The sequence below is a fragment of the Micromonospora sp. NPDC005172 genome, from assembly GCF_040608555.1.
In the GTDB taxonomy this organism is placed as follows: Bacteria; Actinomycetota; Actinomycetes; order Mycobacteriales; family Micromonosporaceae; genus Micromonospora.
Genome location: NZ_JBEXIL010000003.1, coordinates 50060 through 65162, shown reverse-complemented (window position 1 = coordinate 65162; position 15103 = coordinate 50060). Strand labels below are relative to the sequence as shown.

Annotated in this window: 10 protein-coding genes; 6 read left to right on the top strand and 4 right to left on the bottom strand. The window is 70.6% G+C overall.

All coding sequences use genetic code 11. The features are described 5' to 3' along the window. Positions 1 to 258: 258 nt before the first annotated feature. From acs to ABZV06_RS02975, 5 genes are all read left to right on the top strand, one after another. Entirely contained in the window at positions 259 to 2223 is a 1965-nt protein-coding gene (gene acs / locus ABZV06_RS02995) for an acetate--CoA ligase (protein WP_355618074.1), read from the top strand. A gap of 244 nt (positions 2224 to 2467) precedes the next feature. Beyond that, positions 2468 to 5260: an immune inhibitor A domain-containing protein gene (locus tag ABZV06_RS02990; RefSeq protein ID WP_355235588.1), complete on the top strand. Its 2793-nt coding sequence runs from the start codon at positions 2468 to 2470 to the stop codon at positions 5258 to 5260. Positions 5261 to 5593: 333 nt separating this feature from the next. Then, the gene (locus ABZV06_RS02985) at positions 5594 to 8026 is read left to right on the top strand and encodes an immune inhibitor A domain-containing protein (RefSeq protein ID WP_355618396.1); all 2433 of its coding nucleotides are present in this window, start codon (positions 5594 to 5596) and stop codon (positions 8024 to 8026) included. Positions 8027 to 8231: 205 nt separating this feature from the next. Further along, a complete protein-coding gene (locus ABZV06_RS02980; protein ID WP_355235591.1) occupies positions 8232 to 8657 on the top strand; it encodes a hypothetical protein in 426 nt (141 codons plus the stop codon). 68 nt (positions 8658 to 8725) lie between these two features. Beyond that, positions 8726 to 9658: an alpha/beta hydrolase gene (locus ABZV06_RS02975; RefSeq protein ID WP_355235594.1), complete on the top strand. Its 933-nt coding sequence runs from the start codon at positions 8726 to 8728 to the stop codon at positions 9656 to 9658. A 4-nt stretch (positions 9659 to 9662) separates the two neighbouring features. Here the strand turns inward: ABZV06_RS02975 and ABZV06_RS02970 are convergent, their stop codons facing one another. Both ABZV06_RS02970 and ABZV06_RS02965 read right to left on the bottom strand, forming a co-directional pair. Continuing rightward, positions 9663 to 10028, bottom strand: coding sequence for a hypothetical protein (locus tag ABZV06_RS02970; RefSeq protein ID WP_355235597.1), 366 nt, complete (start codon positions 10026 to 10028; stop codon positions 9663 to 9665). After that, a complete protein-coding gene (locus ABZV06_RS02965; protein ID WP_355618071.1) occupies positions 10025 to 12904 on the bottom strand; it encodes an SseB family protein in 2880 nt (959 codons plus the stop codon). Before ABZV06_RS02965 ends, ABZV06_RS02970 begins: the two co-directional genes overlap by 4 nt. Positions 12905 to 13056: 152 nt before the next feature. Between ABZV06_RS02965 and mycP the strand changes: the two genes are divergently transcribed. After that, entirely contained in the window at positions 13057 to 14280 is a 1224-nt protein-coding gene (mycP, locus tag ABZV06_RS02960) for a type VII secretion-associated serine protease mycosin (protein ID WP_355618068.1), read from the top strand. 85 nt (positions 14281 to 14365) lie between these two features. On the opposite strand, the gene ABZV06_RS02955 is transcribed toward mycP, so the two are convergent. Then, complete coding sequence (locus ABZV06_RS02955) at positions 14366 to 14659, bottom strand: WXG100 family type VII secretion target (RefSeq protein ID WP_355235606.1); 294 nt, start codon at positions 14657 to 14659, stop codon at positions 14366 to 14368. 20 nt (positions 14660 to 14679) lie between these two features. Beyond that, positions 14680 to 15000 carry a WXG100 family type VII secretion target gene (locus ABZV06_RS02950; RefSeq protein ID WP_355235608.1) on the bottom strand — a complete coding sequence of 107 codons (321 nt, stop codon included), beginning with the start codon at positions 14998 to 15000 and terminating at the stop codon, positions 14680 to 14682. Positions 15001 to 15103: the final 103 nt, after the last annotated feature.

The following is a 15103-nucleotide window of genomic DNA, read 5'->3' as shown; positions in this document are numbered from 1 at the left end:
CCCACACCCGCCCGGAACGCGAGCCTGACCACCCGACCCAGCCGAGACACACGACTTCGCCGAAGTGGGGGCATAAAGCCGCTCGGATACCCCCACTTCGCCGATTCCGTGTCGATCAAGCGGCGAGCGGCGGGCCGTCGGGCGCGTGGCGGGGGCCGCTCGGCGCGACGGGGTGGGCAGCGGTCGCCGGCCGCCGGACCCGCGACTACCCTCGTGCCCATCGAGACGCAGGTCACCCCGAGGACGAGGAGTCACGGCATGAGCGAGGCATTGGCCAATCTGCTGAACGAGACGCGCCAGTTCCCCCCGCCGGCCGAGCTCGCCGCGCACGCCAACGTCACCGTCGACGCGTACGCCGAGGCGCAGGCCGACCGGCTCGCCTTCTGGGCGAAGCAGGCCGACCGGCTGGCCTGGTCGAAGAAGTGGGACGAGGTGCTCGACTGGTCGAACCCGCCGTTCGCGAAGTGGTTCGTCGGTGGCCAGCTCAACGTGGCGTACAACTGCCTGGACCGGCACGTCGAGGCGGGTCGGGGCGACAAGGTGGCGATCCACTGGGAGGGCGAGCCGGGCGACACGCGGACCATCACGTACGCCGAGCTGCACGCGCTGACCTGCCGCGCGGCGAACGCGCTCACCGACCTGGGCGTCACGGCCGGCGACCGGGTGGCGATCTACCTGCCGATGATCCCGGAGGCGGCGGTGGCGATGCTGGCCTGCGCCCGGATCGGCGCGGCGCACAGCGTGGTCTTCGGCGGATTCTCGGCCGACTCGTTGAGCAACCGCATCCAGGACGCCAGCGCCAAGGTGGTGATCACCGCCGACGGTGGTTACCGGCGGGGCAAGCCGTCGGCGTTGAAGCCGACCGTGGACGAGGCGGTGGCGAGCTGCCCGTCGGTGGAGCACGTGCTGGTCGTCCGGCGTACCGGTGAGGACGTGGCCTGGTCGGAGAAGGACCACTGGTGGCACGAGACGGTCGAGACCGCGTCGGCCGAGCACACGGCGCAGCCGTTCGACGCGGAGCACCCGCTGTTCATCCTCTACACCAGCGGCACGACGGCCCGCCCGAAGGGCATCCTGCACACCACGGGTGGCTACCTGACGCAGGCGTCGTACACGACGCACGCGGTCTTCGACCTGAAGCCGGAGACGGACGTCTACTGGTGCACCGCCGACATCGGCTGGGTCACCGGCCACTCCTACATCGTGTACGGCCCGCTCTCCAACGGCGCCACCCAGGTCATGTACGAGGGCACCCCGGACACCCCGCACAAGGGCCGGTTCTGGGAGATCGTCGACCGGTACAAGGTCAGCATCCTCTACACGGCTCCCACCCTGATCCGGACGATGATGAAGTGGGGCGAGGACATCCCGGCCGGCTTCGACCTGTCGTCGCTGCGGCTGCTGGGCAGTGTCGGCGAGCCGATCAACCCCGAGGCCTGGATGTGGTACCGGCAGCACGTCGGTCGGGGTGAGCTGCCCATCGTGGACACCTGGTGGCAGACCGAGACGGGCGCCATCATGATCTCGCCACTGCCGGGAGTGACGGCCACGAAGCCGGGCTCGGCGATGGCCCCACTGCCCGGCATCGTCGCCGACGTGGTCGACGACCAGGGCCAGTCGGTGCCGAACGGTGGTGGCGGTTACCTGGTGCTACGCGAGCCGTGGCCGTCGATGCTGCGCACCATCTGGGGTGACGACAACCGCTTCATCGAGACGTACTGGTCGCGGTTCGAAGGGATGTACTTCGCCGGCGACGGGGCGAAGAAGGACGACGACGGGCACATCTGGCTGCTCGGCCGCGTCGACGACGTGATGCTGGTGTCCGGGCACAACATCTCGACGACCGAGGTCGAGTCGGCGCTGGTGTCGCACCCGTCGGTGGCCGAGGCAGCGGTGGTCGGCGCGACCGATCCGACCACCGGCCAGGCGATCGTGGCGTTCGCCATCCCGCGCGGCAGCACGGACATCGCCGGCGAGGCGGGTGAGAAGCTCATCACCGACCTGCGCAACCACGTGGCGAAGACGCTCGGCCCGATCGCCAAGCCTCGGCAGATCATGCTGGTGGCCGAGCTGCCGAAGACCCGCTCCGGCAAGATCATGCGCCGGCTGCTGCGGGACGTGGCCGAGAACCGCTCGCTCGGTGACGTCACCACCCTGCAGGACTCCTCGGTGATGGAGCTGATCTCCTCCGGGATGAGTGGCGCGAAGTCCGACGAGGACTGACGACAGGCGTACCCCATCGGTGGGTGATGGTCCGTTCGGACCGTCACCCACCGTCCTCTTTTGTGGACTTGCGACCGCCCCGGGCACCCATCGTCGACAGGTCGGACGGATAACGCCTGCATCACGGTCCTGTTGTTCAGCTGGATTCTCATTTAGTTTCACGATGGTCGGCTGACCTCGACGCGACGCTGCGTGCCCTGGAGTCTGCCGGCTTCCTCCGCCCATGCCCGAGAAACGGAGCGGCATGAACAGAAACTCCCATCAGGGGTCGCGCCGACGACTACTCGTCGCGCTGCCCGTCATCGCCCTCGCGGCCACATCACTGACCGTGAGTGGCAGTGCGGCGGCACAGCCGTCCACCACCCCTCGGGCGGTGATCGGGGCTGACGAGTACTACATGAACTACGCCGAGCCCGAGGTGCAGACTGACACCACCGGCCGTGAGGTCAAGGGCAAGAACGGCATCTACACCCCCGCGGTCGACTCCGCTCGCGCGTTCGACCAGAAGCACGCGCGGGGCAACCCGGTGACCGCGCGCCAGCTCGCGCAGATCGAAGCCAAGTCGATCAAGACGGGCAAGAGCCCGCGGCAGATCAAGCAGTCGCCGACCACGCAGACGGCGAAGCTGCTGACGCTGCTTGTCGAGTTCAACGACAAGGCGAACGACGACTTCACCAACGTGATGGTCCCGAAGACGGTGTTCGAGGACCGGACCTGCGTCCCCGGCACGGTGCAGAACGGGCCGAAGCACAACAAGATCCCGGACCCGTCGCGGCTGCCGCACGAGGACAACAACTCGTTCTGGGTGCCGAACTTCTCGCCGTCGCACTACGACAAGATGCTGTACAGCAAGAAGGGCATCACCGAGCGGGTTCGCAAGGACCTGAAGGGCCCGGACGGCAAGAAGGGTGTCGACATCTCCGGTCGCACCATGCACAACATGTACCTGGAGATGTCCAAGAACGCGTACACGGTCGACGGGCAGGCCAGCCCGTGGATCAGCGTGCCGCACTCCGAGGGCTGGTACGCGGCCAACCGCTGCACCCAGGACGAGGACGGCAACTGGGTTCCCGGCCGGGAGCAGTCGATGAACGGCCACCCGGACAACCCGGCCGGCGCGGGCCGACTGGCGACCGACGCGATCGACGCGCTCGCCGCCAAGGACCCCAACTTCCCGTGGGCCGAGTACGACAAGGAAGACCAGGCCGACCGCGACGGTGACGGCAACCTCTTCGAGCCGGACGGCGTGATCGACCACCTCGTGCTGGTGCACGCCGGCCAGGGCAAGTCGCGCGGCGGTGGCGACCAGGGCGTGTACGCCGTGTGGGCGCACTCCTCCTCGGTTCCGGGTGGCTACACCATCCCGGGCACCGGCCTGAAGGTGTCGAACTACATCGTTCAGCCGGAGGACGCCGGCGTCGGCGTCTTCGCCCACGAGTTCGGCCACGACCTCGGTCTGCCGGACCTCTACGACACGTCCGGCAACGCCGACTCCGACGTGGACTTCTGGGACCTGATGGCCTCCGGTTCGCACTCGGGTGAGGTCTTCCAGGCGCTGCCGACGCACATGGGTATCTGGGACAAGTGGGTGCTCGGCTGGGCCGACCCGCTGACCATCCGTCCCGGCTCCAACCCGCGTGAGGTGAAGCTCGGGCAGACCTCGCGTACGCCGATCGACTCCGAGGACGGCATCAAGGTCGACCTGCCGGACAAGGTGACGGTGCTGGCGACCCCGCACAGCGGCACGAAGATGTGGCACAGCAACAACGACCAGAGCTGGGCCGACGTCAAGCTGAGCCGTTCGGTCGACGTGCCCAACGCCGCGGACGCCAAGTTCTGGATGTGGAACAACTACATCATCGAAGAGGACTGGGACTTCGGCTTCGTCGAGCTGTCGACCGACGGCGGCACGACCTGGACAGAGCAGAAGGTGTACGCCGAGGGTGGCGCGGTGGTCACCACGCCGGACAACTACGGCGACCCGAACGGCCGGATGAACGACTTCGGCGGCAAGAAGTACGGCCTGACCGGCAGCACCGACGGTTGGCGTCACGACTACGTCGACCTGTCGGCGTACGCGGGCAAGACCGTCCAGGTGCGACTGCGCCTGGCCACCGATGAGGCGTTCGAGGAGCGCAACTGGTTCGTCGACGACTTCTCGGTCACCGGCGGCGGCGCGACCACGTGGAGCGACGACGTCGAGGGGGGCGACAACGGCTGGACGACCAGCGGCGGCACCTTCGTCGACACCACCGGCGCGGGCTGGAAGGTCTCCGGCGGCACCGAGGTCCACGCGCAGTACTACCTGGCCGAGTGGCGCAACTTCGACGGCTTCGACAAGGGCCTGAAGTACGCCTACGACACCATCTACTCGCACGAGGCGTGGAAGGTCGACCGGATCTCCTACAACGCCCCGGGCATGCTGGTGTGGTACCGGGACAGCGCGCTCGGCGACGTCAACCACGTCACCGGGCAGATGACCGCGCTGCCCAGCTACGGCGCGAAGGGCGGGCTGCTCATCGTCGACTCGCACTTCGACCCGCTGCGGCGTACCGGCACGGCGGCCGAGAAGGACCCGTCGGTGACGGACAACCTGCCGAGCCGTCCGCAGTCGTCGAACGCGGCCTTCACGCTCCAGAAGACGTACCCCTTCACGGAGTGCCTGGAGGCGGCGGACGAGCCGTACAGCGCGTACTGCACCAAGTTCAAGGCGCAGGCGCCGGTGAAGAGCTTCACCGACGCCAAGGGCTGGTACCCGGGCATCGAGATGCGTGACGGGGCTCCGTACGCGCGGGACAACGACGCCTCCGTCGTGGTGCCGTCGCGCGGCGGTGCGCCGTACACCACCCGGGTGACCAACCCGGACGGCAGCCCGGCACCGGAGTTCTACGGCGTCACGCTGGGCGGCGGCGCGATCGTGCTCGGCACCGGTAACCCGGGCGACGCGGGCGTGCAGAACGGCGTCTCGTTGACGATCCGGAAGACCGCGAAGGACAACTCGTCCGCCACGATCTACGTCACCCCGGCGAAGAAGTGACGGTTTAGCGGGTTCGGCAACTGATGGTGGGGCCGGTGGCGGGAACGCCACCGGCCCCACTGTCGTATCAGCTGATCTTATTGATCGAAATGCATCGCTGCGGACGATGCCGGCTGGTCCGCCCCGGTTCGAGCGCAGATGAAGCGCGGGGGTGTGACGGTGAAAAGCGTTCTCAACAAAATCTTGCAACAAATCGACGCGCACATCTTCCCACCCGTCGCAGCAGTGTCTATGTTCACCATTGGTCCCACTAGTGGGATCGATCTATCACCGGCCCCGACCCCCGTTGGGCCGGTTCCCTCACACCGGAGGTACCACGTGCGCAAAGTCGCAGTGGGTCTGCTCGGGCTTTCACTGACGGCGACGGGGCTGGCGTTCGGACCGTCCGCCAGTGCGGCGCCGCAGCCGAAGTTGCCGGCCGCTCCCTCGGTCGCCGAGCCCGCCCTTGCCGACCACGACCTGCCGAACCCGCTGGAGGACAAGCGGCGTGCGCTGCGCCAGGAGGGCCTCAGCAAGGTCCTGTCCGGCAAGGCCAAGGCCGAGAAGATCAACGGCAGCACGGTCGTCAAGGTCGGCAAGACCCAGTCCGACGGGGCCGCCGCTCGCACCGCCGGGGCGGGTACGGCGCAGACGGAGGACCAGTACGTCGAGCTCGCCCGTCAGCAGACCGACAAGATCTTCGTGATCCTTGCCGAGTTCGGCAACGAGCGGCACCCGAACTACCCGGACAAGAACATCGACCCCGACACCGCGGGGCCGACCAAGTTCGACGGGCCGCTGCACAACCAGATTGCGGCGCCCAACCGGGCGGTGGACAACTCCACCGTCTGGCAGCCGGACTACACCGCCGACCACTACCGGCAGCTCTACTTCGGCACCAACCCCGGTGACGAGTCGCTGAAGCAGTACTACGAGGCCCAGTCCTCGGGTCGCTACAGCGTCGAGGGCGAGGTCACCGACTGGGTCAAGGTCAAGTACAACGAGGCCCGGTACGGGCGCTCCGACGACCCGATCGCGGACGACGACACCGCCAACCCGGCTAACGACCCGGCCGTTTGCGACAGCAATGTCTGCGACAACACCTGGGATCTGGTCCGGGACGCCGCCAACCAGTGGGTCCTCGACCAGAAGGCCGCCGGTCGCACCGACGCGCAGATCGCCGCCGACGTCAAGTCGATGGACCAGTACGACCGGTACGACTACGACGGCGACGGCAACTTCAACGAGCCGGACGGCTACATCGACCACTTCCAGATCGTCCACTCCGGCGGCGACCAGGCCGACGGCGACCCGAACCAGGGTGAGGACGCCATCTGGAGCCACCGCTGGTACGCGTACGCCTCGGACCAGAACAGCACCGGTCCGGGCACCTTCCTCGGTGGTGGCACCCAGATCGGTAACACCGGCGTCTGGATCGGTGACTACACGATCCAGCCGGAGAACGGTGGCCGGAGCGTCTTCTACCACGAGTACGGCCACGACCTCGGTCTGCCGGACGACTACAACGTCATCAACGGTGGCGACAACAACAACGAGCACTGGACCCTGATGGCCCAGAGCCGGCTCGGCGCCAACAACGACGGTGGCATCGGCGAGCGCGGCGGTGACCTCGGCGCGTGGAACAAGCTCCAGCTCGGCTGGCTCGACTACGACACGCTCGGGCCGAACGAGAAGCGCGACGTGGTTCTCGGCCCGCAGGAGTACAACTCGCCAGAGGCGCAGGCCGCCGTGGTCAACCTGCCGCCACGCGAGTACACCTTCTCGAACGGCGCGCCGTTCGAGGGCAGCAAGCAGTTCTTCACCGGCAACGAGGACAACCTCAACAGCACGATGACCCGGACCCTGGACCTCACCGGGAAGTCGTCGGCTGCCCTGACCATGAAGGGCCGCTACAACATCGAGGCCGGGTTCGACTACCTGTTCTTCGAGGCCTCCACCGACGGTGGTAAGACCTGGGCGACCCTGCCCGGCACCGCCAACGGCAAGGCGTTGAAGGAGATCTCTCCCGGGCGCTTCGCCCTGGACGGCTCCAGCGGCGGCAAGTGGGTCGACGTCAACATCCCGATGAACTCCGCGGCGGGCAAGGTCGTGCAGTTCCGGCTGCGCTACCAGACCGACGGCGGCGTGTCCCGGGGCGGTTTCTACGGCGACGCGATCACCGTGACCGCCGACGGTCAGACCGTGTTTACCGACGGCGGCGAGAACGGTGCCAACGGCTGGACCTTCGGCGGGAAGTTCGAGATCGCCGAGGCCACCTACAAGAAGGCGTTCGCGAACTACTACATAGCGGGCACCCGGTCGTACACCTCGTACGACAAGTACCTCAAGACCGGCCCGTACTACTTCGGCTACCAGAACACCCGCCCGGACTACGTGGACCACTACGCGTACCAGGAGGGTCTGCTGATCTCGTACTGGAACCTGCGGTGGTCGGACAACGACACGTTCGCGCACCCGGGTGAGGGTCGGAACCTGATCATCGACGCGCACCCGCGGCCGCTGTACAACCTGACCGGCGCCCCCTGGCGGGCCCGAGTCCAGGTCTACGACGCGCCGTTCAGCCTGAAGAAGGCGGACTCGTTCACGCTGCACATCAACAGCCAGGCCCAGTACGTCCGTGGCCAGGCGGCGCAGCCGCTGTTCGACGACACCCAGCAGTACTGGTACCCGGAGCTGCCGAACCACGGCGTCAAGGTCCCGGCTACCGGCCGGAAGATCCAGGTTCTGTCGCAGGACGGCATCTACACCAACGTCCGCTTCTCCTGATCCTCGGTAACAGGCAACACCCGCACCTCCGCGATGCCCGGGCAGGTCACCTGCCCGGGCATCGCTCTTTCCGGGGAACGCCGACCGGGTGACGCGCGTCGGATCATCCGTGCAACCGCAAACCCGCACCACTTCGATTGGCGCCGCTCTGGCCGCCCTGCTGGCGCTCGCCGGCTGCGCCGAACCGCGACACGAAGGAGCGACCGTGTCCGCCGAGCAGACGCCCTCCGACATCCCCTCGACCGGCGCGCCGAGCGGTCCCGTCGAACCCACGCCGTCGCCCTCCGGCGCGCCGACCGGGCCCGTCGAACCCACGCCGTCGTCGCCGGCCGGCCGTCCGTCGCGCTCGCAGACCCCGCTACCCACCCTGCGCCCACCGACCGGCCCGCCGCGCAGGCCGACCGACGCCCGCCGGGCCAACGCACTCGCCGGGCGGATCACCCGGGGCGGCGACGGGCCCTGCTACGGCCTCGTCACCGACGACGGTCGGCAGTACGCGCTGCACGGCACCGGCAAGGGCACCTTCGCCGTCGGCACGACCGTCCGGGTGACCATCGGCCCGGCCGACCCGGCCGCCGACTGTAGCCCGGGCGTTCCGGCCACCATCGTCGACATCAGCCCGGTCGTCTGACCCTCCCTGCGCGTCACGGACGGGCCGGCGGAACGGTTGCCTGCTGACGGGGTCCTAGGCTGTCAACCATGACCGACCAGCGCGGCGGAGCCGTCGACGAGTCCTGCGTCCTCACCGAAGGGCCGTGGACGCACCGCTTCGTCGGCGCCAACGGCACCCGGTTCCACGTGGTCGAAGCCGGCGCCGGCCCGATGGTGCTCTTCCTGCACGGCTTCCCCGAGCACTGGTGGGCCTGGCACCAGATGCTTCCCGCAGTCGCCGACGCCGGCTTCCGCGCGGTCGCCGTGGACCTGCGCGGCTACGGTGCCAGCGACAAACCACCCCGGGGGTACGACGGCTACACCCTCGCCGCCGACATAGCCGGCCTGATCCGGGCTCTCGGTGAGCGCTCGGCGACGCTCGTCGGCAGCGGCGTCGGCGGCATGGTGGCCTGGACGGTGGCGTCGTTCCACCCTGCCCTGGTCCGCCGGCTGGTGGTCCTGGGAGCACCCCATCCGCTGCGGCTGCGCGCCGCCATCTTCGCCGACCCGCGCGGGCAGTTCGCCGCCTCCACCCCGGCGTTGAAGTTCCAGCTCCCCCGCTACGAACACGTGCTCACCAGGGACGGCGCGGCGGCCGTCGAAGAGATCCTGCGCCGCTGGGCCGGCCCGCGCTGGGCCGCCAGCGCGGACTTCGAGGCGTACGCCGATCGGTGCAGGGAGGCGATGCGCATCCCGCAGGCCGCCTTCTGCGCGTTGGAGGGCTATCGCTGGGCCTTCCGTTCCGCGCTGCGGCTACACGGCTACCGGTTCGTCCGCCTCATGCAGAAGCCGCTGGTCACCCCGACTCTGCAACTGCACGGCGCGGCCGACGTCGCCGCCCTGCCCCGGACCGCTCTGGGCTCCGGTCGGTACGTGGTGGCGCCCTACGAGTGGCGTCTACTCGACGGGGTGGGGCACTTCCCGCACCTGGAGGCCCCCGAGGTGGTGCTCGGCGAGATCCTGCGGTGGGCCAAGTCGTGACCCGTCAGACCCGCTTCTCGCGCAGGTCGCTGACCTCGGCGGCCGGTGCCCAACCCTGGTAGACGCCGAAATCGAAGACCTCCAGCCGCATCGCCTCGGCCACCGGCCAACGGCCACCGGTGTACTCGACGCGCAGCCAGGCATCGTGCTCGCCGAGCACGATGAACGGCTGACCCTTCCAGGTGCAGGTGGTCCGCACGTACGCCAGGTCCTCGATCTCACTCACCGGCAGCACCCGCACGTAGCGGCCCGCGCGGACCTCCTCGAAGCCCTCGCCCGGCTCGGGCTGGTAGAGGCGGATGTCGTCGCCGTCCGGACTGGCCTGGTACTCCCGGCCCTGCCAACGGGCCACGTAGCCGTCGCGCATCACTCCTCCGGAACCCGTCGCCAATTCACCGTGTCCGTGTCGAGCACCGCGACCACCCGCTCGCTGCCGTCCCCGCCGATGCGCCAGAGCTGCGCGCCGTGCGGGAGGCGGGCGCTGTCCACCTTGAACTCGGCCACCACGTCACTGCTCTCGCCCGGGGCGAAGCCGTTGCCCCGGAAGGGCGGACGCTCGATGACCCAGCCCTCCATGGCCCGCATCGCCGGCTCGTTCTGGCCCCCGTACGGAATCCGGTAGAGGCTGGGCCGGTGCGCCGGCCACCGCAGCACGTAGATCTCCTCGGCGTCCCGCTCGAACGGCGAACCGGGATAGTTGAGGCCCAGCGCGCCGTGCAGCTCGGCCGGCGTGGTCAGGTGTGCCAGCTCACCGGCCCGGTGCACGAAACCGGAGACCCGGTCGTACCCCCGCTCCAGGTAGTACGCGAGTTGGCTGGGCGCGACCGCCTTCTGCATGACTGTCGGCCGGGCCGGGTCGACCGCCGCCGGGGCGTATCGGGGACGGGCCGTGGGCTCGGCCTCGGCCGCCGGCTCCACCGGGTCGACCTCCAGATCGTCGCCGAGCCCCACCTCGGCGGCCCAGTTGGCCAACGCGACGATCTGGTCGCCGGGCAATTTCGCACCGACGGGAGTGCCCGGGTTGACGGCGAACGACCAGTCCTCGTCCGGCCAGCGCCGGATCAGCTGGGCGAACTTCACCCGGACGGTGTCGACGGCGCCCTCGACGTGGTCGGCGAGGCGTTCCGGGGACGTGTAGACCACCACGTACGTCTCACCGTCGATCTGGGCGGTACGCCAGACGAAGCCCGGGTCGCCGGGGCGACTGCCCCGCGCCGAGTTCGCCTCGGCCGGCAACAGCACGCGGGCCAGCAGCAGCGTGGAGAGGAACGTGTCGGTGCTCCCGGCCCCGGCAGCGCCGAGCAGGTCCTCCTCGACGGTGTTCGCCGGCTGGAACTGCGGCGACGCCGGCTCGTCGGGCGCCGGAGGCTCGCTGTACACGAACGCGGGTTGCGCGTCGGGGTCGGTGCGCACCGGCTCGGGCTCGTAGCCCGCCGAAGATCGGGACAACCAACTGGCGTCACTGCCCAGGCCGGCGTCACTGCCCAGGCCGGCGTCACTGCCCAGGCCGGCGTCACTGCCCAGGCCGACGTCACTGCCCAGGCCGGCGTCACTGCCCATGACTGGGCCGGCCAGGAGGGGGTCGCTGTCCGGAGTGACGGCGGGCGGATCGAGCAGGCTCGCTCCACTGGTCGCCGCAGCGGGGACAGCGGGGTCGGGCATACCCGGATCGGGCACGGCCGGGTCGGGCACGGCCGGGTCGGGCACGGCCGGGTCGGGCACGGATGGGCTGAACGGTGGCGGGGCGGTGGTGGTCGGGTCGGGCCGCCGCGTCGTGTCGAAGAAGGGGCCGACCTCGGTCGGATCGAGGAGGTCCCGGGATTCGATGATGGTGCCCTCGATGACGATGGGCGTGAAGCCGCGACGCGGCGCGGGCGGACCGGAGACCGGTTCCGCTACCGAGGGCGGCAGCTCCTCCACCGGTTCGAAGCGCCGCCGGTCACCGGGACGGCCACGCGGGATCGCCTGGGTCTCGTCCGCCGAGGGCACCGGCCCCGCAGGGCGGATCGGTGGCGGTTCACCGTTGACCGCACCGGGCACCCGGAACGCGTGGGTGGTTTCCTCGGCCAGCGGGTTGGGCCGACGCGGCGACAGCGGCTGCGTGGCCTCGTCGCCGGCCGAAGGGGCTCGTACCACCCGGGACGCGCCCAGGTCGCCTGCTGGCGGCCAGGGCCCTCGGCTGGCGTCCGGCGCGGGCATCGCGAAGGCCTGGGCGCTGTCGCCGCCCGGCGCGTCGGCGGGCCGCCGGCGCGGAAAGGGCTGGCTGCCCCGCCCGAACCGCGACGGTGGCACGGCCCGGTCGCCCGACCGACCATCGCCCGGGGGCAGGCCCGACTTACGACCGGACGTCGGTTCGAAGAAGGAGCGCCGACCGTCCTGGGTGCTGCCGTCGCCGGCGGCCGGGCCGTCACCGTCGCTGGCCGGTCGGCTCACGGATGGACGGCCCGCGCGGGCGACCGGCTGGTCGGCCGGGGCGGCGTTGGTGCGATCGGCGGCCAGGGGCACGTACCGGGACGGGGCGGTACGGCCCACACCCGGCACGGCACCGGCGCCCGGCTGGGCGCTGCGCGGCGGGTCGGTCAACTGTCGTGGGGCGGCGGCGGGCGTGCCCTGGGCGCCGGAGGACCGGTGCGGCGGGTCAGACGGGCCGGGCGAGCGCGTGGGGGTTGCAGGGGGCGGGCCCACCGGAGGCGTAGTGCCCCTCGGCCCAGGCCGAGCGGATGATGCCGGGTCCGATACCGGCGGTGCGGGCGGCACGAAACCGGCGGCGGGCGGGGCGTCCCGGCCGGTCGTACCCGCTCGGGACCGGGCCAGGGTCTCGGCCCGCTCCAGCCGGGCACGGGCGCCCATGGCGCGGCCCGGCAGCCGGACGTCCCCACGGGAGAGCTGGGACACGAACCAGGACGGCAGATACCCCTCGACGGGCAACCCGGGGTTGACCGCCAGCCACCACTCGTGGTTGGGCCAGCCGAGAGCGAGGTCGGTGAACGGGACACGCCGATTGGTGCCGGCGTGCTCGCCGAGGCAGGCCCGCAACGCCGAGGCGGAGGTGAAGGCCAGCACGTGCGTCCGGCCGCCGGTCGTCCAGGTGCCCCAGCCGGCGGCCTGACCGGGCGGCGCCGGAGTGGAGACGGGCAACAGCAGATCGGTACGGGACAGGAGACGGAAGTAGAGCTCCTGGTCGTTGGCGCGCAGCGCGTCCCGCATCGCCACCTCGGCCTCCGTGGCCGGCTCCCATTCGGTCACGGCCACCTCTCCTCCCGAGAACAGGCCACAGGTATCGCGTACAACCTACAAGGTGGCTTCAAGATCACAATGGCTGGCCGGCGGCGGTCCGCCGGGGCGGCGGCGAGGCGATAACATGCCGTTCCGGAGCCGACACGATACGGAGGCTGTCGATGTCCCGGTCGATTGCGCGCCCGGTCCTGGCCGGTCTGGCGGTCGCGCTGCTGACCGGCGCGACCGGTCCGGCCGTCACCGCCGGCGCCGCGCTCCGAGGAGCCCCGGCCTGCGCGGCCCCACTGGCGCCCGTCCGGCCGGTCCAGGCCACACCCTGGCCCCAGCAGCGGTACGACCCCGCGCGGCTCGCGTCCCTGACCACCGGGGCGGGGGTCACGGTCGCGGTGGTCGACTCCGGAGTCGACCGGGCGCACCCCCAGCTGGCCGGGCGGGTGCTGGCCGGTACCGACCTGCTCGAACCGGGCGGGGACGGCAGCCGGGACTGCGCCGGGCACGGCACCGGTGTGGCGAGCATCATCGCGGCGGCACCGCGGCCCGACGTCGCCTTCCACGGGCTGGCGCCGGCCGCCCGGATCCTGCCGGTACGAGTGAGTGAGCAGCAGGTGGTGCAGGGCCGGGAGTCGGGCCGCACGGTCAGCGCCGGCGAGTTCGCCCGTGCCATCCGTTGGGCGGTCGACCACGACGCCGACGTGGTGAACCTCTCCGTGGTGCTGTACGCCGACGACCCGCAGGTCCGTTCGGCGGTGCGGTACGCCGTCGAGCGGGACGTGGTGCTGGTGGCCGCCGTGGGCAACCTGCACGACAGCGGCGACCCGCGCCCGTTCCCGGCCGCGTACGAGGGGGTGCTCGGGGTGGGTGCGATCGGGGCGGACGGGGCGCGGGCCACCTTTTCCCAGACCGGCCCGTACGTCGATCTGGTCGCCCCGGGCAGCGAGGTGCTGGTCGCCGCACCCGCTCAGGGTCACCAGCGCGTGGAGGGCACCAGTTACGCCGCGCCCTTCGTGGCCGCCACCGCGGCGCTGCTGCGCGCGTACCGGCCCGAGTTGACCGCCGTCGAGGTGATGGAACGGATCCTCGCCACGGCCGATCCGGCTCCCGGCCCGGGACACGGCGGCGGGTACGGCGCCGGCGTGCTGAACCCCTATCGGGCCGTCACCGAGACCGGCGGTGGTCAATCTGGTGGTCCCCGGCCGGTTGCCGCGCTCGCCGACGACCGGGCCGATCCGGCGGCACTCGCCCGACAGGCTCGCCGCGCCTCCGCCCGGAACCGGGCACTGGTGACCGGCGCGGTGATCGGCATGACAGCTGTCGCCGTGGTGGTGCTGGCCCTCGTGCTGCCCCGGGGCGCGCGCCGACGTTGGCGACCGGCCGAGCCGGCCTGACCCGACCCGGTCGCCTCGACGGCCCTCGTCAGAGGGTGGCCGGGACGCCGACGCGGGCATGGTCAGCGCTCCCGGCTCACCGACATCACTGGAACAGCCCGGTGTTCTTCTTTTCCGTGTCGAGATAGTCGGCGGCGGAGTCGTCCACCGCCAACTTGATGGCGCGCAGCATGGCCTGCAGGTCCTGCGAGGCGGACCGCCAGCGCGCCTGGCGCTGCTCGTACGCGACGCGGGCGTCACCGGCCCAGGCCGACACCAACGGCGCGGCGTCGCGTTCGAGTTGGCCGAGCTGCGAGTCGAGGGTGTTCAGCGCCCTCTGAATGTCCGCGCCGGCCTGTTGCAGCGCGGCGAAGTTGACGACGAGCACACCATTGTCCATCGGAACGCCCTCCCGGCAGGTCAGAGCGGCAGCTGGATGCCGCCGCGATTGGTGCCGGCAACCCGGCTGGCCGCCTCGTCGTCCGAGACGTCGTAGTGTCGGCCGGCGGTACGGATCGCCCCGGCGGTCTCCCGCAGGGCCCGGTGCAACGCCGCCTGATCGTCTGCCCACTGCCGCTTGACCTGCTCAAACGATCGCCCACCGGCGCCGCGCCAGGCCTGCTGCAGCACCTCCAACTCGGCCAGCAGGCCGGTCAGCATGGACTGCAACGACTGATCCACCTGCTCGAACTTTCCGGCGGTCTGCCTCATCACCGCCGCTTCTGCCTGGGTCTGGGACACCCGGACGTCACCTCGTCTCCTCGGTCGTGCCTGGCTGTCAGCGCGCCCGCGGTGGGAGCGCACCGCTCGCGATGCCCGGTCGACGAGCTTGGATCGGACGCGG